Genomic DNA, 19,231 nt, shown 5'->3' on the forward strand with positions numbered 1-19,231 from the left:
GCTGCGCGACACCGGGCTCATTGTTGTTCGCGGATGATCACCGTGGTTCGCAGATGATCACGGGAATCTTGCGTTCGGTCCAGGCCGCGTAGTTGTCGAAGTCGGCGTACACCTCGACGAGCTTGGGCCAGAGGCGCGCCCGTTCCTGGTCGTCGGCCTCACGCGCACGCATGGCGACCGTCTTGCGTCCCTCCTGAACGCTCACATCGGGATTGGCCTTGACGTTGTGGTACCAGGCCGGGTTCGACGCCATCCCACCCTGCGAGGCAACGACCACCACATTGGCGCCGTCACGCAGATAGAGGAGCGGCACCGTGCGCGGTTTGCCCGATTTGCGGCCCATCGCGGTCAGCAGGATGACCGGCGCAGGTTCCTTGAACCCGGCGCCCACCCGCCACTTGGACCCGATACGTCCACCGGTCAGCTTGTAGATCTTGGTGTTCGCCCGTGACCCGAGTTTGACGATGGTGCTGACGGCCTTGCTGTTGAGCGCTTTTGGAGCTTCTTGTTGTGGCACGCGACCTCAGATCCGCTCGATGATGGTTCCGGTGGAGAGCGCCCCACCCGCGCACATCGTAATCAGAGCCGTCGAGGTGTCGGACCGCTCCAGCTCGTGCAGTGCAGTGGTGATCAGTCGCGACCCGGTGGATCCGACGGGATGGCCCAGCGCGATCGCGCCGCCGTTGACGTTGACCTTGTCCATGTCGGGTCCGTGGACCGCAGCCCACGAGAGCAGGACGGATGCAAACGCCTCGTTGACCTCGAAGCGGTCGATGTCGTTGATGCTCATCCCGGCTTTCGCCAGCACCTTTTCGGTGGACTGCACGGGCCCGTCGAGGTGGTAATACGGCTCGGCACCTACCAGGGCCTGGGCGACAAAACGCGCGCGTGGCTTGAGGCCGAGCGCCTTCGCCTTGTCCTCGTCCATGATCAGGACCGCGGCGGCGCCGTCGGAGACCTGCGATGACGTGCCTGCCGTGTGGATTCCGCCTTCGATGACCGGGCGGAGCTTGCCGAGCGACTCGAGCGTGGTGTCGCGCATGCCCTGATCGCGGTTCACGTCCAGGATGTTGCCGGTGAACTCGCCCTCCTTGGTCCGTTCGGGAGCTTTGACGCCGAACACCTCGCGGTCGAACCGGCCCTCGTCCCAGGCCTGCTTGGCAAGACGCTGGCTCCGCTCACCGAGGGCGTCGACGTCGGCGCGGGTGATGCCCCGCCGGGTGGCGATGCGTTCGGCCGCCTCGAACTGGTTGGGCATGTCGATGTCCCAGGACTCCGGGCGTCGTTCGCCTGCGCCTTCGAGCATGACGTTCGCGCCCAGCGGCACCGTGGTCATCGATTCGACACCACACGCGATGCCGGCGTCGATGGTGTCGGTGGCGATGAGGCCGGCGATCAGGTGATTGGCCTGCTGAGCCGATCCGCACTGGCAGTCGATGGTGGTTGCGCCCACCTGCCACGGCAGCCCGGCATGCAGCCAGGCCGTGCGCGTGACGTTGTTGGACTGCGCGCCCACCTGCATCACACATCCGCCGATGACCTGCTCGATCTCCGACGGGTCAATTCCGGCCCGTTCGATGACGGCCCGTTGGGTGAGGCCCAGGAGTTCGGCCGGATGCAATCCGGACAGCCAACCGGCCCTCTTCCCGATCGGGCTGCGAGTAGCCTCGACAATCACCGGTTTTCCCATGTCAAATCCCTTCGAATGCAGATGTCTGATTCCAAAACTAGAACAAGTTGCCAACTGGACACAAGTCCTATTTCACCAGGTAGTAGCCACTGTGACGCATCTTGCTCTACCATCGACTAGAACACGTTCATGTCTAGCATTTAGGTGGTTGCAATGACGCAGGCCGAGAAGGTTTGCCCTTTCGCGGAAGGGTTCGACTTCACCAGCCCAGACCTGTTGGAACAAGGCATCCCGGTCAAGGAATTCGCTGAGCTGCGTAAGACAGCGCCGGTGTGGTGGAACGCCCAGGAAGAAGGAAAGGGCGGCGGTTTCCACGACGGTGGGTACTGGGTCGTCAGCAAGCACGAAGATGTGCGCGCGATCTCGAAGAACAACGAGAACTGGTCTACCGCCGAGAACGGCGTGATCATGCGTTTCGAGGATTCGATGACGCAGGAGCAGCTCGACGTCACCAAGGCGCTGCTGATCAACCACGATCCGCCCGAGCACACCCGCCTGCGCAAGCTGGTGGCGAAGATGTTCACCCCGAAGGCGGTGCACGCGCTCGAGGAGAAGCTCGAGGATGCGTCGCAGAAGATCGTCAAGGACGCCGCAGCCAAGGGAACCGGCGATTTCGTCGACGACGTCGCGGTCAACCTGCCGCTGATGGCGATCGCAGATCTGCTCGGCGTCCCCGAGGACGACCGCGAGAAGCTCTTCCACTGGTCGAACAACATGATGAACGCCGACGACCCGGAGTTCAACGAGGTGGACCCTGAGTCAGGGCTCACCCCGGCTCAGCTCTCTTCGGCCGAGATCCTCGGCTACGCGTACACGATGGCCGAAGATCGCAAGAAGTGTCCGGCCGATGACATCGTCACCGCACTCGTCAACGCCGACATCGACGGCCAGTCACTCGACGAGATCGAGTTCGGCTACTTCGTCATCCTGCTGACCGTCGCGGGTAACGAGACCACCCGTAACGCCATCAGCCATGGCATGAACGCGTTCCTCGACAACCCGGAGCAGTGGGAGATCTTCAAGCGCGATCGCCCCGCGACCGCCGCAGACGAGATCGTCCGTTGGGCCACGCCGGTCAACGCGTTCCAGCGCACGGCCCGCCACGACGTCGAACTCGGTGGTGTGACCGTCAAGAAGGGTCAGCGCGTCGGCATGTTCTACGGCTCGGCCAACTACGACGAGGATGTGTTCGAGAACCCCTTCGAGTTCAACATCCTTCGTGACCCGAACCCGCACGTCGGATTCGGTGGCCACGGCGCGCACTACTGCGTGGGCGCGAACCTGGCCCGCATGGAGATCAACCTGATCTTCAACGCGATCGCCGACCACATGCCCGACATCACCAAGCTCGCCGAGCCGCGCCGTCTGCGCCACGGCTGGATCAACGGTGTGAAGGAATTGTCGGTCAACTACGGCAACGCCTGAGTCGCACGACATCTACGAGAAGCCCCGGACGACACGTCCGGGGCTTCTTGTGTTCTGGCACAGCGACATTCACGGACGAACGCCCGGCGCGGTCACCCGTGCGATGACCTGTTCGTGACTGGCTGTGTAGCCGAGGTATTCGAACTCGATGCCGGTGCGACTCACGAACTCGTGCCATGCCCGATACTCGTGCTGCTGCCAGCCCGGGTAGTTGAAGAACTCGTCGAACACGATGATCGTGCCTGCTACGAGCCGCTGTCCGACGAGACCGAGCACCGTTGCGGTGGATGAATACAGGTCTGCGTCGAGGTGTAGGAACGACACCGGCTCGCTGTGTTCAGTGAGAAAACCGGGCAGCGTGTCCTCGAACAATCCCGGTACCAACTCGGCCCCGGGAACGTCCGGCAACGTGTCCTGCGCGAACTCGCCGGCATCAAAGCCACTCCGCCACGTGTCCGGCAGTCCTGAGAAGACATCGAAGCCAAAGACGCGGTGCTCTGTTTCTAGTTCTGCGGCAATGATGTTCAGGGTGGTACCGGTCGCGACCCCGAATTCCAGTGCCATGCCAGGAATGTGAACCTGGGAGAGCGCGTACCGCAGTGTGTCGTGAGGATGCCAGAACTGCGGAGCTTTGGGCATGTGCGCGAGGACGAAGTCACCTGATTGGCGAGCGGCATCTGTGTCCATCACGTGGGTGAGGTCGCGGCGGACCTGCTGTTCGAGATGATTCACCCGGCGATGCAGTGCAACGACTTCCTCTCGGGTCTCCGAGAGCGCGTCCATTGTCTGCCTGTGAAGCTGTTCGACGAGTGTATTGGTCTCCCGGCTCGAGTCGTCGACCACCTCGGACACAGCACGCTGGAGTTTTTGCCTGGCACCACGCCGCACACGTTCGAACATGAGCCCATGGTGCCAGCCATCACGCGCCGGTTCGCACCCCTGGACCTTCGGGCGTTTCCCGAAGCGGGACCTCAGGCCTTGCGCACCGAATTGATCGTCTTCTCCACTTCCCAGAACGCGCGCAGAGCGGCCAGCGAGCCGTCCGGGTTGGCTCGGTAGGTGAACACCCCGCGTGCCTCGGAGATGTGGCCGTGGATGTGGGTGACGATCTTGCCGATGTAGGCGACCTCGTTGCCACAGATGATCTCTTCGTCGAAGACGAACTCGATGCTCTCGGTGGTGCCGATCGACAGATCCCAGAAGTGACTGATCCGGTCGTGGCCGGTGAAGCCGATGCCCTCTTCGTCGAACATCGAGGGACCCACCGGGTCTTGCACGATGCCGTCGGGCGCAAAGAGCTTCACCCAGGCGTCCTTGTCCCGTGAGGCGACGTATTCGCGGGAGCGTCGCCCGGCGACAACCGCCGGGTTGTTCTCCCGATCGATGTTGAGGTACGCCGGTTCTGCTTTGGTCACGAGATCTCCGTAGGTTGGTCCAGCAGGCGGTCGGGTCAGTGGGTGGGCTTGTCCGCGCCCACGAGCCACATCGAGAAGTACTGCGAGCCACCGCCGTACGCGTGGCCGAGTGCCTTACGCGCGCCCACCACCTGATGGTCGCCGCCCTTGCCCTGCACCTGGATGGCCGCCTCGGCGAAGCGGATCATGCCCGAGGCGCCGATCGGATTGGACGAGAGCACTCCGCCGGACGGGTTCACCGGCAGTTTGCCGCCGATCGCGGTCTCGCCTGCCTCGGTGAGCTTCCAGCCTTCGTTCTCGGGCATGAACCCGAGGTTCTCCAGCCACATCGGCTCGAACCAGGAAAAGGGCACGTAGATTTCGGCGGCGTCGATCTCCTCGAGCGGGTTGGAGATGCCGCCGGCCTTCCACAGTGCGGCGGCGGCGTCGCGGCCTGCCTGCGGACTGACGGTGTCGCGGTGCGAGTAGGACAGCGGTTCGGTGCGCATCGCCGACGCGTGGATCCACGCCACCGGGATACCGTCGGCCGCCTTGGCGTCGGAGGTCTCCTCGTCGCCGATCACCACGGCACAGGCACCGTCCGACGACGGACACGTCTCGTCGTAGCGGATGGGATCCCACAGCATCTGCGAGCTCATCACCTTCTCCACGGTGAGGTCGGGCTGATGCAGGTGGGCCAGCGGATTGAGCGCGCCGTTCTGGCGGTCCTTGGCGGCGACGATCGCGCCGATGTGCTCGGGTGCACCGGAGCGGCGGATGTATGAGCGTACGTGCGGGGCAAAGAACCCACCTGCGCCTGCGCCGACAGGCATGGTGAACGGAACCGGAATCGACAACGCCCACATGGCATTCGACTCGGATTGCTTCTCCCACGCGATGGCGAGCACCCGCCGGTGAACACCCGAGGTGACCAGGCTGGCTGCGACATTCGCCGTCGAGCCGCCCACCGATCCGGCGGTGTGCACGCGGATCAGCCGTTTGCCCTCGGCGCCGAGCGCCTGGGCCATGGCGAGTTCGGGCATCATCGTGCCCTCGAAGAGGTCGGGGGCCTTACCGACGACAACGGCGTCGATGTCGTCCATCGTCACCTGCGCATCGGCCAGGGCCTTGTCGATCGCTTCGCGGCACATGCCGGCCATCGACACGTCGTGGCGCTTGGCCACGTATTTGGTCTGCCCGGTGCCCTGCACCGCAGCCCGATACCGGCCCATCAGTTCTTGCCTTCCATCTTGACGACCATGTTCTGCTGCAGCAGCGGTCCGCTGCTTGCGTGGGCCAGTGCGGTGTCGGCGTTGCCGGCGAGAATCGCGCTCGCGGCGAAGCCGATGCGTTCGAGGCCCGCAGAGAACAGCGGGTTGGCTGCCAGCGCGCCGCCCGAGGGGTTGATGATCGTCGAATCATCGAGTCCCAGCTCATTCTTGAGAATCAGTTCCTGGTGTGTGTACGACGCGTGGAGCTCGGCGACGTCGACCTTGCGGTTGTCGCCGAGGACGGCATCGCCGGCGAGCTTGGTCGACGGTGACTTGGTGAGATCCCGCGCACCGAAGTTCGGTGTGTCGATCCGGTGGTCCCAGCCGGAAATCCATGCGGGACGGGCCACGAGCTGCTTGGCGCGGTGTTCGCTGGCGAGGATGATCGCCGCGGCGCCGTCGGTGTAGCGGCAGGCATCATGTGCCCGAAGGGGATCGGAGACGTAGTCGGATGCCAGCAAGTCTTCCACCGAGCGGTCGGTGCCACGCGCGGCCACGGCGGCCATGTCCGCTTCGGTCCATGCTCCCGAGTCGAGGCCCGCACGGGCCTGCAGAGCTGCGAGCGAACGGGCGTCCGGCCACAGCGGGGCGACGGTGTGCGGATCGGTCTGCAACGCCAGCACCTGGTCGGTGTGCGACGCCGAAGGCTTGCCGAATCCATAGGCCAGGGCCACGTCCACCTCGCCGGTGGCGATCTTCACCCACGCCTCGTACAGCGCCCACGCGGCGTCCATCTCGACGTGCGATTCGTTGATCGGCGGAACGGCCCCGATCGAGTCGATCGCGGAGATGAACGAGAAAGCGCGCCCGGCAAGGTAATCCGAGGACCCCGAGCACCAGAAGTCGATGTCGGTGCGGGTGATGCCCAGCTCGGCGTAGAGCTTCTGGAAACAGGGCACCAGCATCTCGACGCCGTTGGTGGTGCCGAATGTCTCGTCGACGTGTGGACTGTGCGCGAATCCGATCACTGCGATCGGCGGCATGTCGCGGTATGTGCTGCTCACAGGTGGTCCTTGTACGAGTCGTAGTCGGCGTCGGGTTCGCCCGTCGGCCGGAAGTGGCTGATGTTTCGCAACGTGTAGTCCCATTCCTCGCGTGGTCGCCACACGGCTTCCACCCGAAGACCCATGTGCACCTCACTGGCCTCGATGTCGAGGATCAGGTGCAGGAACGGGATGTCCGAACCGTCGAGGAGAACGTAGGCGGCAACGTACGGCGGCTTGATCTGCTGACCGAGGAACGGCACGTTGACGATGCAGAACGTGGTGACGGTGCCCTTGTCCGACACCTCGACGACCTCACCGGTCGGGTTGCCGTCGGTGGGGTCGGCGCCGCGTGGCGGGAAGTAGACCGGCGCGTCGGGGCCGGTGCGGCCGCCGTACAGCTTGCCTTCTTTGAGTCCCTGCAGGTACCAGGTCTCCTCGATCGAGGCGGTGTGGTTCATGGTCAGGGCGATCGGCGTCGTGATCATCACGCCGGGATGCGGCACCTCGGCGGTGTTGTCCGGTACCGATGCCACCTCGTCGCCGGGGGCGAAGTGTGCGATGTCGTCGATGCGGCCGGTGCGCTCGGTGTTCCAGACGGCGTGCACCCGCATGCCGGTGCTCAGTTCGTCGGGGGAATCGACGGCGACCGCGTGGAGCAGGCTGGTGTCCGCCCCGTCGAGCTGGATCAGAGCCCATCCGAATGGCTTGGAAAGAGGTTGTCCCTCAAATGGTTCGGCCATCCAGGTCCATGACTTCACGGTTCCGGTGGGCGACACCTCGACGAAGTCTTCGATCCGTTTGTACGTACCGGGGTCGAACTCGACCGGGGGCACGTAGACGGTTCCGTCGGCGGCTCGACCGCCGATGACCTTGCCGTCGAGCAACCCCTGGGCGAACCGCCCGAGTACCGGCCCGAGGGACCGGGTGTAATCAAAGGAGTTGCTCAACGGTGCGGACAGAACTGGATCGCTTGGATCTTCGATCGGGGCGACTAGGGCTGCGAATCCGGCAGATATCTGGTTCACGCTCACGGAATCGAGTAGAACAGGTTCTAGTTATTCTCGCAAGGAGTTGACCGAACAGGAGGTCGCGGCCATGAAGCTCGGTCTGCAATTGGGGTACTGGGGGGCCGCGCCGATCCCGGACGCGCCGGCTCTCATCGCAGCGGCGGAGGCCGCCGGATACGAGGCGGTGTTCACCGCCGAATCGTGGGGTTCGGACGCCTACACACCGCTGGCGTGGTGGGGGTCGCAGACGTCCACCATCAAGCTCGGTACCGGCATCGCGCAGCTGTCGGCGCGGCCACCGACATCGGCCGCCATGCACGCGCTGACGCTCGACCATCTCTCGGGTGGCAGGCACATCCTCGGACTGGGTGTGTCGGGTCCGCAGGTGGTCGAGGGGTGGTACGGCGAACCGTTCGCCAAGCCGCTCGCACGCACCCGCGAGTACGTACAGGTGATTCGTGACGTCCTCGCTCGTGAAGACCGCGTCACCAACGCCGGGCCGCACTACCCGCTGCCGTACCCGTCCGATGCGCCGGGCTCGACAGGGCTCGGCAAATCGCTCAAGCCGATCACCCATCCTTTGCGCAGTGACCTGCCGATCTGGCTCGGGGCCGAGGGGCCCAAGAACGTCGCGTTGTCGGCGGAAATAGCCGACGGATGGCTGGCCATCTACTACACCCCGCGGCTGTCGGACATGTACGAACAGTGGCTGGCCGAGGGCTTCGCACGGGCGGGGGCGCGGCGCACCCGCGACACCTTCGAGGTCGCGGCCACCGTGCAGGTCGAGATCACCGACAACCCGGCCGCGGTGATCGACGCCTATCGGCCATCGACGGCGCTGTACGTCGGCGGTATGGGCGCCAAAGAACAGAACTTCCACGCCGAGGTCTACAGGCGAATGGGCTACGAAGACGTGGTCCGGGAGATCGGGGAGAAGTTCCTGTCCGGAGCCAAGGAAGAGGCCATCGCCGCGGTTCCCGACGAGATGGTCCTCGAGACGCTGATCGTCGGCGATGAAGACGAGGTGCGCTCGCAGATCAAACGGTGGGAACAAGCCGGCGTCAGCATGCTGATGGTCACCACCCGCGACGTTGACCAGATCACCCGATTGGGCACGCTTGTCTGAGTGAACATGTTCTAAATTTCGCCGCGCCGGGGTGGCGCACCGGTTCGAGTCTCGCGCACTGGTTCATTCCGGTGCGCGAGGCTCACGGCGGTGCGCCGGCCATGACTACGCTGCGCGCGGTCGGCTGAGTGCCGCTCGAAGCCGTCCCACCACAAGGCCGGGTGTCGCCAGATCGGCTGACGACCACCTGACCACCCGCCAGCCTTGCTCGGTGATCCTGTCGGTTCGGTACTTCTCGCGCCGTAGTACCGCCTTGAGGTCGTCGCGGTTGTACTTGATCAGCCCGTCGGCCTCGCCGACAACTCGCTGCTCGGGCCAGGCGAAGTCGACGCGCGCGACAAAGCCGCCCCTGGCGTCGACGATCTCCAGCTGCAGTGCCGGATTCGGCAGTCCGCCGTCGAAGATGTCGACACGGCTACGACTCTCCAGTGGGGATTCGGCGAGACCGTCCATCATCGCCACCGCCCGGCGGGCTTGCGGGTACCCAGGAGATCCGACGATGAGATCAAGCTCGGCCTCAAGGTCAGCCTTCGTGCACAAACCGCGATGCAGCGCCGCGTCCCCGGTGACGACAGCAGAGGCAAACGACGCCCGGCGGGCGAGATCGACAACAGCGCGTGCGGGCGTCGCCACCGGTATTCCGTTGACGTGCATCACCGCAGGCGGGCGCGCATCCCGTTGCACACGAACGTGTTTGGACGTGCGCGAGCCTGAATGCGAATCACCCGTAGGCAACGATAGATGGACAATACTCGTGTCCACGTCCCATAGCGGGAGCCCGTGCAGCACGGCGGCCGAGTGCGCACCGAGGACATACCGGTGATCGAGTCGGCGGGCCATGGCGCACGAAAATTCACGGTGTTGGTCTTCGCGCGGCAGTGCCCGCAGCGTCGGAAGCGCGAAGATCCCTGGCGCGAGCGCATAGACGACGCCTGCTCGTAAGGCACTTCGTATCTCGCTCGGCGTGTACCCGAGCCCCATCAGCTCACCGCGGGTGACCGCCCCATGCCATCGAGTTGTGTCCATGACATCAGCGTGACGTGCCGTAGTGGACCGGGGTGCTCCTCGATGCCACCATCTGTGGATAACCCGATGGCTGTGGAGATTGCTGTCGCGCGGTCTTGTGTACCGCGCACTGGTTTGAACCGGTGCGCGAGGATTGAGACGGTGCGCGAGGATGAAATGGGGCGTCAGCGACGACGGATACGCAGGCGCAGACCGTCGGGCATGAGGGTGAGGCGTTCGGTGATGGACAACTCGTAGTCGGGGTCGGCGGGTTCGAAGTCGTAGCGTGCGATGAATCGCGCGAGCATCAGAACCGACTCGTGGAGGGCGAATTGCCTTCCGATGCAGGCACGTTCGCCGGTGCCGAACGGCTTGTAGGAGTGGGCGGGACGCTTCTTGACCTCGGAGGCCGCGAACCTGTCGGGGTCGAAAGCCAGTGGGTCGGTCCAGACCTCGGGGTCGCGGTGCACCTTGGGCAGGTGGACCACGGCCCAGTCCCCAGGCGACATCTCGTATCGGCCGCCGACAACCGTCGGCTCGATCGGCCCGCGGGTGAACCCAGGCGCCGTCGGCCACAATCGCAGGGCTTCGTCGATGACCCGCCGGACGAAACGGAACTTGGCGACCTGCTGGAACTCGGGAACGGCTTCAGTGTCACCGAGGATCTCGTCGACCTCGGCCTGTGCGCGCTCGAGGAGCTCGCGATTCCGGGCGAGATAGTGAAGCGCGAAAGAGAGTGTTCCCGAGGTGGTCTCGTGACCCGCCACCAAGAACGTGACGATCTGGTGGCGGATGTTCTCGTCGTCGAGTGCGGTTTCGCCTCGATCGCGGTTGGCACGCAACATGATCGCCAGAAGATCCACCTCGCCGTCGTCGGCACGGTTGCGGCGTTCGGCGATGAGATCGTCGAGCATGGAGTCGACATAGCGCTTGTGCCGAGCGTTCGCCCGATGGAGAAGCGAGACAATCGGTTTGGATCCTGGCAGCCCCGACAACCCGCCCGTGCGCCTGCCGGTCTTGAGGCCGGCGACCATCGCCAGCACGAAGTCGTGAGGGGTTTCGCGTTCGAATGAGCCGAGGTCTTTGCCGAACGCGGCGCGGCTGATCGTTTCGAGCGTCAGACGGGTCATGTCCGGGGCGACGTCGATGATGTCGCCCCGACCTTCCCAGAAGTCGAAGAGTTCGTCGATGGCCGACACCATGAGCGGGTGGTAGTTCTGCATGGCGGTCTTGCTGAATGCGGGCATCAGGAGGTCGTGCGCCAGACGCCAGCTGGGCTCATCGGTTGCCGCCGTGAACAACCCGTCGCCGGCGAAATCTCGGAGGGCTGCGATCGCCGGCGTGAGTACCTTCTCGAACCGGGACTCGTCGCACAGCTCTTTGGTGAGTTCGGCGGACCCGACCATGACGAAGCGGTGGCGGAAAACCCGGAACTGCGCGATCGGCCACACGTCGGCGGGCCAGTCGAGCATGCTCACGACGGGACCTTCGGGGTCGACCGAACGAAGATCGCCGACCACGGGCAGCCGGCCCGGGGGATGCGGGAATTGATCTGCCCACGTGTTGGGCCCCACCAAATCGCTCAGCGTGCCGAGATCGGTGCTGGTCACCATGTCCGCCCCCTATTGAATCGAAATCCAATAGCCATGGTGGTCGGCTATTGAACCCGTGTCAAGTAGTATTCGGCCGCATGGGTGTGAGAACGCGGATGACGCCGCAACAGCGACGTGCCCAACTACTCGACCTCGGCGCCGAGTTGTTTGCCGAGCAGCACTACGACGATGTCCACATCGAACGGGTCGCGGAGCTGGCGGGTGTTTCCCGCGGGTTGCTCTACCACTACTTTCCGACCAAGCGCGCCTTCTTCGCCGAGCTGGTGCAACGCGCCACCGAGCGGATGCTTGCCGACACTGCGCCGGACCCGCGGCTGCCACTCCTGGAGCAACTCCGCCACGGGATCGACGCCTATCTGGCGAGTTGCCGAGCCAATCGGCATGGCTCTCAGGCCATCTATTCGGGGGCAGCGAGTTCGGATCCCGCGGTGATCGCGCTGATCGAGCAAGCGACCAGGGGACAGGAAGACCGGATACTGGCCGTGATCGATCCCGGCCGCGACCACCCGGAGCTCCTGCGCATCGCCGTGCACAGCTGGCTGGTGATGCTGAGGACCGCGTGTCACGCCTGGCTGGCGAGTGAGGACATCGCCGCAAGCGACGTCCGGCAGATGGCCGAGCACGCCCTCCTCGGTGCCTTGGCCGGTCTGCCCGAGCATGCTCGGGCGGGCGCGATGGCACAGTTGCTCGACATCAACGGGGCGTGAGCCGGGCGGTCTCGCACTGGTTGTCACAGGGCTGAATGCCGGCCAATCGAAATCGGCGTCACAATGCGACATCGCGTATTTTTCTGACCGGGCATTTTGCGGCCCGACGCCAGGTTGCCGATCGACGGCGGCGTATTTGAGAGACAAAAGTACATGTGTGTAGCGCCACGTCTCCGGTGAGCGATAGAGAGGCTTAGATACTGTGATCGCGACGAAAGGTGCGGCAATTGAAAATTGTTGAAAAGCAGCGGAGCAAGAAGTCGAAGGCGGCGCATGTGGTTGCGGCCGTTGCGTCTAAGAGCCCGGCGGTGGTGACGGCGAAAACCGCCTACAAGACCGGAAAAACGACGACGTCGGTGTTGCCGAAGTTGATCGGTTTCGGAATCGCCGGTACCGGGTTGGCGCACTTTGTAGTTCCGCAGGCTTTCGAATCGATCACAAAGCCTGCATTTCCCGAGAACACGCGTGAATGGATTTACGCGAATGGTGCAAGCGAGACGCTGATCGGCCTCGCCATCTCCGACAGCCGGTCCCGCGTTTACGGTTTGGTCGGGTTGGCCGCATATGTCGGATTCCTCGGCAGTCGAGTTGTGCGGGCCTGAACCACGTCCATGAACGCTGACGCTCCAGTTCGTAGATCCAGAGGGCGCCCCAAGGTCGAAGGTCTGGCCGATCAGCGGCGTACCCAGATCATCGAAGCTGCTTTCCGGGTGCTGACCGAGCGCGGCTACGAGGGCACGAGTATCGCCGAGATCGCGCAGGAAGCGGGTATCGGTCAGGGCACCGTCTATCGGTACGTGAGCAGCAAACGCGAACTGCTGGACCACGTGTTCGATTGGGCGGTCGAGCGGTTGTTCCACGCGGTGGATCCGTACTCGATGCTCCAGGACGAGCCGACCTCTCCGACCGAGTTGCTCCGACGGTTCCAGATCATCGCCGACCGGCTGTACGACCTCATCGACGAAGATCCCGCGATGTTGAGACTGATCGGGGTGCAGGCCAGCGCCATCGACAAAGAACTCAAGGCCAGGGTCGTCGGCCTCGAGGGAATGCTGAATGCCGTTGTACTGCAATCGCTCACACAGGCGATCGAGCATGGATGGCTGGTGTTGTCCACGGCTCAGAAACCGGTGGTCGCCCGGATGTTGATGATGATGTCGCTTCCCGGCGTCGTGATGTCGTTGCGGCGCGGCATGGATGTGGCAAAACGTGGCCGGTACGTCGACGGCGCAGCCGAAATTGCTCTGCACGGAATACTGAAACGATAGAAAGGCTGGATGAAACAGTGGTGCAGCCTACGGTGCGGTCGGATACCCGACGCACCCGGAAGCGTCGGATCCAACTGCTGGACGCGGCACTCGAGACGTTTGTCGAGCGGGGATACAGCGATGTCGGGGTCGCCGAGATAGTTGCCCGGATCGGCTGCAGCCACGGCACTTTCTACAACTACTTCGACAACAAACGCGACGCTCTCGACGCGTTGCTGTCACGCGAACTCGCCGAGATGGTCGCGGTGGCCGAGTTGCACCGTCCGCGTCCGCGCACGCGCGAAGAGTTCATCACCGGGCTCGGTGAGCTCGTCGGACGCCTGCTCGAATATGCGCTCGAGCGCCCGCACGTCTTGACGTTCCTCGCGATGGAGGCCCCGGGAATCGACGCGGCCGCGATGGAGACGTTGGCAGGCAGCTACTCCCAATTGGGGCATCTGTGTGGACAGTACATCCGCCACGGCATCGAGGACGGTTACCTCCGGGACGGACTGGACATAGACATCGCAGGTGAAGCGGTGCTGTCGTGCCTGATGGGGGCGGTCCTGCCGATCATCTTGGACAACAGTGCGGTGATCGACATCGATGCCACCGCCGAGACGGTGGTCGAGTTCGTCTGTTACGGGCTCAACGGACTGGACGCGACCACCGCGGCAGGTATCGCTACTGGCCGGTGAACTCGGGGGTTCTCTTCTCGGCGAACGCTTTCGGTCCGATCTTGGCGTCCTTGCTCATGAACACCTTGACGCCGAGTTCGGCGTCGATCTTGAACGCGTCCTTCTCGTGCATGCCTTCGGTGTCGCGGATGGCCTTGAGGATCGCCTGCACGGCGAGCGGCCCGTTCGCGGCGATCTGCGCGGCGATGTCGAGGGCTTTGTCGAGCGCGGTGCCATCGGGCACCACGTGGCCGATCAGCCCGTAGTCCAGCGCTTCCTGGGCGGTGATGTGCCGGCCGGTGAGCAGTATTTCGGCGGCTACGGTGTACGGGATCTGCCGGACCAGGCGGACTGCACTACCGCCGAGGGGATACAGGCCCCATTTGGCCTCGGACACACCGAATTTCGCGCTCTCGCCGGCGATCCGGATGTCGGTGCCCTGCAGGATCTCGGTGCCGCCGGCGATCGCGGGGCCCTCGACGGCTGCGATGACGGGCTTGGTCACCCTGCGGCCCTTGAGGAGGGAGTCGAGCATGTTCGGATTGAAGCCGCCGCTCTTGAAGGAGTCGCCGGGAGCGGACTTGTTCATGTTCTTCAGGTCGGCGCCGGCACAGAAGTAGCCACCCGCGCCGGTCAGGATCACGGTGCGGATCTCGTTGTCCTCATCGACCTGGTCCCAGGCCTCTCCCATGATGGCCAACATGTCGCCCGACAGGGCGTTGCGGACTTCGGGCCTGTTCATCGTGACGATCAACGTGTGATCGCGCTTCTCGACGAGACAGTGGGGGGCGGAATCAGACATCTGGGCTCCTGAACGATGGCATGACGACGTGACGAAGGCCGTGTGATGCGGATCTCGCCCCGGCCTTGCCACCGAACGGTAACACGTTCTAGTTTTGGGGGTATGGCTTACAACATCGCCGACCTGATCGAGCATGCCGTCGACCTGATGGGCGACCGCGTGGCTCTCGAGACCGACGGCCGCAGCGAGACCTACACAGAACTGGAACAGCGGGCCAACGGGCTGGCACACACCCTTCGGGCGCTCGGGGTGGCACCCGGCGATTCGGTGGGTCTGTACAGCAGAAACGGTATCGAGGCCGTCGAGTCGATGGTCGCGATCTTCAAGGCGAGGGCCGTGATGGTCAACGTCAACTTCCGGTACGTCGAGAGCGAACTCGAACACATCCTCACCGACTCCGACACCAAGGTGCTCATCGTCGAGCGCCAGTACGTCGACAAGGTGGCGAACGTGTTGTCGAAGGCGCCGAAGCTGGGTGCCGTCATCGTCATCGAAGACGGGTCAGATCTCGGCATCTCCGCCGTCGACGGGCTGCCCTATGAGAAGGCGGTTGCCGACGGCGGAACCGAGCGCGACTTCGAGGCGCGGTCGGACGACGACATCTACATGCTCTACACCGGCGGAACCACCGGCAACCCCAAAGGCGTCGTCTGGCGCCAGGAGGATGTGTTCCGGGTGCTCGGTGGTGGGATCGACTGGTACACCGGTGAACCCATCAACGACGAGTGGCACTTCGCGAAGACGGGTGCCGAAGGCGGGCAGCTCGTCCGATTCCCGATCCCGCCCTTCATCCACGGCGGTTCCCAATGGGCCGTGTTCCAGGCGCTGTTCGGTGGCGGCAAGGCCATCGTGTATCCGGAGTTCGGTGCGCACCAGACCTGGGAGATCGTCGAACGCCACAAGGTGAACGTCATCTTCATCACCGGAGATGCCATGGGACGCCCCATGATCGACGCTCTCGGTGAGAAGGACTACGACCTCAGCTCGGTGGTGTCGGTGGCATCGTCGGCCGCGTTGTTCTCGGCATCGGTCAAGGATCAGTTCATCGACAAGTTCCCGAATGCGATCATCATCGACGCGATCGGATCGTCGGAGACCGGGTTCTCGGGGATGGGGATCATCTCCAAGGAGACCTCGCACAGCGGCGGCGGTCCGCGCGTCAAGGCCGACCTGTCGACAGTTGTTCTGCGCGAGGATGGTTCGATCATCGAACCCGGCAGCGGCGAGATCGGCATCCTGGCCCGAACCGGGCACATCCCGCTGCGGTACTACAACGATCCGGTCAAGTCGGACAAGACGTTCAAGGTCTACAACGGTGTCCGGTACTCCATTCCGGGTGACCAGGCCCGCGTGGAGGACGACGGCACCGTGACGATGCTCGGCCGCGGGTCGGTGTGCATCAACTCCGGTGGCGAGAAGATCCATCCAGAAGAGGTCGAATCGGCCCTCAAGGCCCACCCCGACGTCTTCGACACCGTGGTGGTGGGTGTGCCCGACGAGCGATACGGGCAGCGGGTCGCCGCGGTGGTGGCCACCCGCGACGGAGTCCGCCCGTCGCTCGAAGACATCAACAAGATCGCCCGCCAGGACATCGCCGGGTACAAGTGCCCGCGCTCGGTGTGGTTCGTCGACGAGATCAAGCGGTCGCCCGCCGGAAAGCCGAACTACCGGTGGGGTACCGAGATCACCGAGTCGCGACCTGCCGACGAAACCCTCTCCACTTCTTCACGAAAGGCCTAACCGGTGCGTACCTCCCTGTCAGACGAGTTCGGGATCGAATACCCGATCTTCGGTTTCACACCGTCGGAGCACGTAGCCGCTGCGATCAGCCGGGCCGGCGGAATGGGCGTGCTCGGTTGCGTCCGGTTCAACGAGGCGGAAGAACTCGACGCCACCCTGGACTGGATGCGCGAGAACACCGACGGCAAACCGTTCGGCGTCGATGTGGTGATGCCGGCGAAGATCCCGACCGAGGGGTCGCAAGTCGACCTCGATTCCATGATCCCGCCGGAGCATCGTGCATTCGTCGAGCGCACTCTGGACGATCTGGGAGTGCCCCCGTTGCCGGACGGTGACCGGGTGAGTGCTGGCGTGCTGGGCTGGCTGCATTCGGTGGCGCGTTCGCACGTCGATGTCTCGATGACGCATGCCGACAAGTACGGGCAGATCAAGCTCATCGCCAATGCCCTGGGCTCGCCGCCCGAGGATGTCATCTCGAATGTGCACTCCCACGGGGTGAAGGTCGCCGCGCTCGCCGGCGCCAAAGAGCATGCCCTGCGCCATGTTTCGGCCGGGGTCGACCTGGTGATCGCGCAAGGGCACGAGGCGGGCGGTCACACCGGTGAGGTGACGTCCATGGTGTTGTGGCCAGAAATCGTTGACGCCGTAGGGGATGCGGCGCACGTGTTGGCAGCCGGAGGGGTCGGCAGCGGTCGTCAGATCGCTGCCGCGCTGGCCATGGGCGCCACCGGGGTGTGGATGGGCACCTACTGGTTGACTGCCGCGGAGTACCAGCTCGGCGTGCGGGGCGCCGGGCCGTCGGTGATCCAGCAGGCGATCCTGAACGCGACGTCGCGCGACACCGTGCGCCGCCGCATCTACTCGGGCAAGCCCGCTCGACTGCTCAAGACGAAGTGGACCGACGCCTGGGATGCCGAGAACGCGCCCGAGCCGCTGCCCATGCCGTTGCAGAACATCTTGGTGGCCGAGGCGCACGCCCGGATCTCGGGTGCCGACGACCCCGGCGTCGTCGCCATGCCCGCGGGTCAGATCGTCGGCCGGATGAATGCCATCACCCCGACCGAAGAACTGATCAAGGGCCTCGTCGACGAGTACGACGCCGCCGTCGATCGTCTGGAGAAGGCCCGCCACTGACCGAACCGCAGACGTTTGCCGCAGGGGCGATTCGCGCATCCATCTCATGGAGCGAGAGTCGCCCCTTCGACATCCGACGTGAGGTGAGTCCATGACCCGTGACGCCGATCTGAGCCGTTTCATCGAAGCCCAGGAGCCCGTCTACGACCAGGTGGTCGAGGAATTGCGGTCGGGGCGAAAACGTACGCACTGGATGTGGTTCGTCTTCCCGCAGATCGACGGGCTCGCGCACAGTGCAACGGCAAAGCACTACGCCATCGCCGATCTGCGCGAGGCGCGGGCATATCTCGCGGACGAGGTGCTCGGACCGCGTCTGTACGAGTGCACCCAGTTGGTCGCCGACATCGACGGGCGGTCTGCCGAGGAGATCTTCGGCCACCCGGACAACCTGAAACTGCGTTCGTCCATGACCCTGTTCGCTCAGGCCAGCGGTACCAACGACGTCTTCACAGCTGTCCTGCACAAGTACTTCGGTGGAGAACCCGACGACCGCACGCTGGAATTGCTGCGCTGACTGCGCCCCATTTCTGGGGACGGGTGTGATCAGATATGGTTCCAGCCATCGGCCCACCGAGTTCCGGGAGTCGTCGGCGCAGGAGGTACAACCATGGCTGCACAGGATTCACCGCTGGTGCTCTCCGAGCGCGTCGACACCGAGTCCGGCGCCACGGTTCTGATCACGCTCAACCGGCCTGACGCGCGTAATGCGCTGACCGGGACGTTGATCGTCGCACTTCGTGAAGCACTGGCCGACGCAGACGCCGACGATTCCGTGCACGCCGTTGTGCTCACCGGAGCCGACCCGGCGTTCTGTGCCGGTGTCGATCTCCGGATGCTCGGTACCGAGGGCGGCTGGGACGAGGTCAACGTTCCTGGCGTGCCACTGGGATTTCCGTGGATACCGCTACGCAAACCAGTCATCGGCGCGATCAACGGTGCCACCGTCACCGGGGGACTCGAACTCGCACTTGCGTGCGACATCCTCGTCGCCTCCGAGCGCGCCAGGTTTGCCGACACGCATGCCCGAGTCGGCATGATGCCCGCCTGGGGCCTGACTGCCCGGCTGCCCGCCGCGGTGGGCTGGGGCTTCGCCCGCCGAATGAGCCTGAGCGGCAACTTCGTCGACGCACCGACGGCCCTGCGGGTCGGTCTGGTCACCGAGGTGGTCCCGCACGAAGACCTGTTGTCGTCCGCGTTGTCGCTCGCGGCGGACATCGGTAACAACAACCAGCGTGCGGTGTCGGCGCTTCTCTCGTCGTATCGCGAAGCGCAGCAACACGAACTCGACCCCCAGCTGGTCACCGAGGAACGCAACTCGGCGGCGTGGATGGCAAGTTTCGACCCGGCCCAGGTGGCCGCGGCACGCGACCAGGTGATGAGTCGCGGCCGTCAGCAGATGAATTGAGG

At 64.4% G+C, this 19,231-nt stretch carries 20 protein-coding genes; 10 read left to right on the top strand and 10 right to left on the bottom strand.

The genetic code is table 11. The features are described from left to right. Positions 1–37 precede the first annotated feature (37 nt). Together KXR83_RS18030 and KXR83_RS18035 are read right to left on the bottom strand one after the other, a co-directional pair. Positions 38–517 carry a nitroreductase family deazaflavin-dependent oxidoreductase gene (locus tag KXR83_RS18030; RefSeq protein ID WP_062797177.1) on the bottom strand — a complete coding sequence of 160 codons (480 nt, stop codon included), beginning with the start codon at positions 515–517 and terminating at the stop codon, positions 38–40. Between the two features lie 6 nt (positions 518–523). Next, positions 524–1,690, bottom strand: coding sequence for a steroid 3-ketoacyl-CoA thiolase (locus KXR83_RS18035; RefSeq protein ID WP_437425985.1), 1,167 nt, complete (start codon positions 1,688–1,690; stop codon positions 524–526). A gap of 153 nt (positions 1,691–1,843) precedes the next feature. On the opposite strand from KXR83_RS18035, the gene KXR83_RS18040 reads away from it, so the two are divergent. After that, entirely contained in the window at positions 1,844–3,115 is a 1,272-nt protein-coding gene (locus KXR83_RS18040) for a cytochrome P450 (RefSeq protein ID WP_317712082.1), read from the top strand. A gap of 69 nt (positions 3,116–3,184) precedes the next feature. Here KXR83_RS18040 and KXR83_RS18045 read toward each other — a convergent pair whose 3' ends face one another. The 5 genes from KXR83_RS18045 to KXR83_RS18065 all read right to left on the bottom strand — a co-directional run bounded on the left by KXR83_RS18045 (position 3,185) and on the right by KXR83_RS18065 (position 7,797). Continuing rightward, a complete protein-coding gene (locus KXR83_RS18045; RefSeq protein ID WP_437425986.1) occupies positions 3,185–4,015 on the bottom strand; it encodes a TylF/MycF/NovP-related O-methyltransferase in 831 nt (276 codons plus the stop codon). A 71-nt stretch (positions 4,016–4,086) separates the two neighbouring features. Continuing rightward, on the bottom strand, positions 4,087–4,530 hold the full coding sequence (locus tag KXR83_RS18050; protein WP_023961186.1) for a nuclear transport factor 2 family protein: 444 nt from the start codon (positions 4,528–4,530) through the stop codon (positions 4,087–4,089). A gap of 35 nt (positions 4,531–4,565) precedes the next feature. After that, a complete protein-coding gene (locus tag KXR83_RS18055; RefSeq protein ID WP_062797183.1) occupies positions 4,566–5,741 on the bottom strand; it encodes a thiolase domain-containing protein in 1,176 nt (391 codons plus the stop codon). Next, a complete protein-coding gene (locus tag KXR83_RS18060; RefSeq protein WP_437426116.1) occupies positions 5,741–6,763 on the bottom strand; it encodes a thiolase domain-containing protein in 1,023 nt (340 codons plus the stop codon). The genes KXR83_RS18055 and KXR83_RS18060 overlap by 1 nt, the downstream gene beginning before the upstream one ends. A gap of 17 nt (positions 6,764–6,780) precedes the next feature. After that, complete coding sequence (locus tag KXR83_RS18065) at positions 6,781–7,797, bottom strand: Zn-ribbon domain-containing OB-fold protein (RefSeq protein ID WP_116917145.1); 1,017 nt, start codon at positions 7,795–7,797, stop codon at positions 6,781–6,783. Between the two features lie 64 nt (positions 7,798–7,861). On the opposite strand from KXR83_RS18065, the gene KXR83_RS18070 reads away from it, so the two are divergent. Beyond that, on the top strand, positions 7,862–8,899 hold the full coding sequence (locus KXR83_RS18070) for an LLM class F420-dependent oxidoreductase (RefSeq protein WP_437426117.1): 1,038 nt from the start codon (positions 7,862–7,864) through the stop codon (positions 8,897–8,899). A 105-nt stretch (positions 8,900–9,004) separates the two neighbouring features. Here the strand turns inward: KXR83_RS18070 and KXR83_RS18075 are convergent, their stop codons facing one another. Together KXR83_RS18075 and KXR83_RS18080 are read right to left on the bottom strand one after the other, a co-directional pair. Beyond that, positions 9,005–9,925 carry a type IV toxin-antitoxin system AbiEi family antitoxin gene (locus KXR83_RS18075; protein ID WP_437425987.1) on the bottom strand — a complete coding sequence of 307 codons (921 nt, stop codon included), beginning with the start codon at positions 9,923–9,925 and terminating at the stop codon, positions 9,005–9,007. Positions 9,926–10,089: 164 nt separating this feature from the next. Beyond that, positions 10,090–11,517, bottom strand: a complete 1,428-nt coding sequence (locus tag KXR83_RS18080) for a cytochrome P450 (RefSeq protein ID WP_437425988.1) — start codon at positions 11,515–11,517, stop codon at positions 10,090–10,092. Between the two features lie 77 nt (positions 11,518–11,594). Here KXR83_RS18080 and KXR83_RS18085 point away from each other — a divergent pair, with 77 nt between their 5' ends. The 4 genes from KXR83_RS18085 to KXR83_RS18100 all read left to right on the top strand — a co-directional run bounded on the left by KXR83_RS18085 (position 11,595) and on the right by KXR83_RS18100 (position 14,169). Then, on the top strand, positions 11,595–12,224 hold the full coding sequence (locus KXR83_RS18085) for a TetR/AcrR family transcriptional regulator (RefSeq protein ID WP_437425989.1): 630 nt from the start codon (positions 11,595–11,597) through the stop codon (positions 12,222–12,224). A 227-nt stretch (positions 12,225–12,451) separates the two neighbouring features. Continuing rightward, complete coding sequence (locus tag KXR83_RS18090) at positions 12,452–12,826, top strand: hypothetical protein (RefSeq protein ID WP_399509944.1); 375 nt, start codon at positions 12,452–12,454, stop codon at positions 12,824–12,826. A 9-nt stretch (positions 12,827–12,835) separates the two neighbouring features. Continuing rightward, positions 12,836–13,492, top strand: a complete 657-nt coding sequence (locus KXR83_RS18095) for a TetR/AcrR family transcriptional regulator (RefSeq protein WP_437425990.1) — start codon at positions 12,836–12,838, stop codon at positions 13,490–13,492. Positions 13,493–13,509: 17 nt separating this feature from the next. After that, a complete protein-coding gene (locus KXR83_RS18100) occupies positions 13,510–14,169 on the top strand; it encodes a TetR/AcrR family transcriptional regulator (RefSeq protein WP_437425991.1) in 660 nt (219 codons plus the stop codon). Here the strand turns inward: KXR83_RS18100 and KXR83_RS18105 are convergent. Then, positions 14,156–14,950: a crotonase/enoyl-CoA hydratase family protein gene (locus KXR83_RS18105; RefSeq protein ID WP_437425992.1), complete on the bottom strand. Its 795-nt coding sequence runs from the start codon at positions 14,948–14,950 to the stop codon at positions 14,156–14,158. The two genes, KXR83_RS18100 and KXR83_RS18105, sit on opposite strands and share 14 nt — an antisense overlap. Positions 14,951–15,052: 102 nt before the next feature. On the opposite strand from KXR83_RS18105, the gene KXR83_RS18110 reads away from it, so the two are divergent. The 4 genes from KXR83_RS18110 to KXR83_RS18125 all read left to right on the top strand — a co-directional run bounded on the left by KXR83_RS18110 (position 15,053) and on the right by KXR83_RS18125 (position 19,229). Continuing rightward, positions 15,053–16,690: an acyl-CoA synthetase gene (locus tag KXR83_RS18110; RefSeq protein ID WP_437425993.1), complete on the top strand. Its 1,638-nt coding sequence runs from the start codon at positions 15,053–15,055 to the stop codon at positions 16,688–16,690. A gap of 3 nt (positions 16,691–16,693) precedes the next feature. Further along, complete coding sequence (locus KXR83_RS18115) at positions 16,694–17,824, top strand: NAD(P)H-dependent flavin oxidoreductase (RefSeq protein ID WP_437425994.1); 1,131 nt, start codon at positions 16,694–16,696, stop codon at positions 17,822–17,824. 91 nt (positions 17,825–17,915) lie between these two features. After that, positions 17,916–18,338: a DUF1810 domain-containing protein gene (locus KXR83_RS18120; RefSeq protein WP_437425995.1), complete on the top strand. Its 423-nt coding sequence runs from the start codon at positions 17,916–17,918 to the stop codon at positions 18,336–18,338. Between the two features lie 93 nt (positions 18,339–18,431). After that, a complete protein-coding gene (locus tag KXR83_RS18125; protein ID WP_437425996.1) occupies positions 18,432–19,229 on the top strand; it encodes an enoyl-CoA hydratase in 798 nt (265 codons plus the stop codon). Positions 19,230–19,231 lie beyond the last annotated feature (2 nt).

It is taken from the genome of Williamsia muralis (genome assembly GCF_051487485.1).
In the GTDB taxonomy this organism is placed as follows: domain Bacteria; phylum Actinomycetota; class Actinomycetes; order Mycobacteriales; family Mycobacteriaceae; genus Williamsia; species Williamsia muralis_B.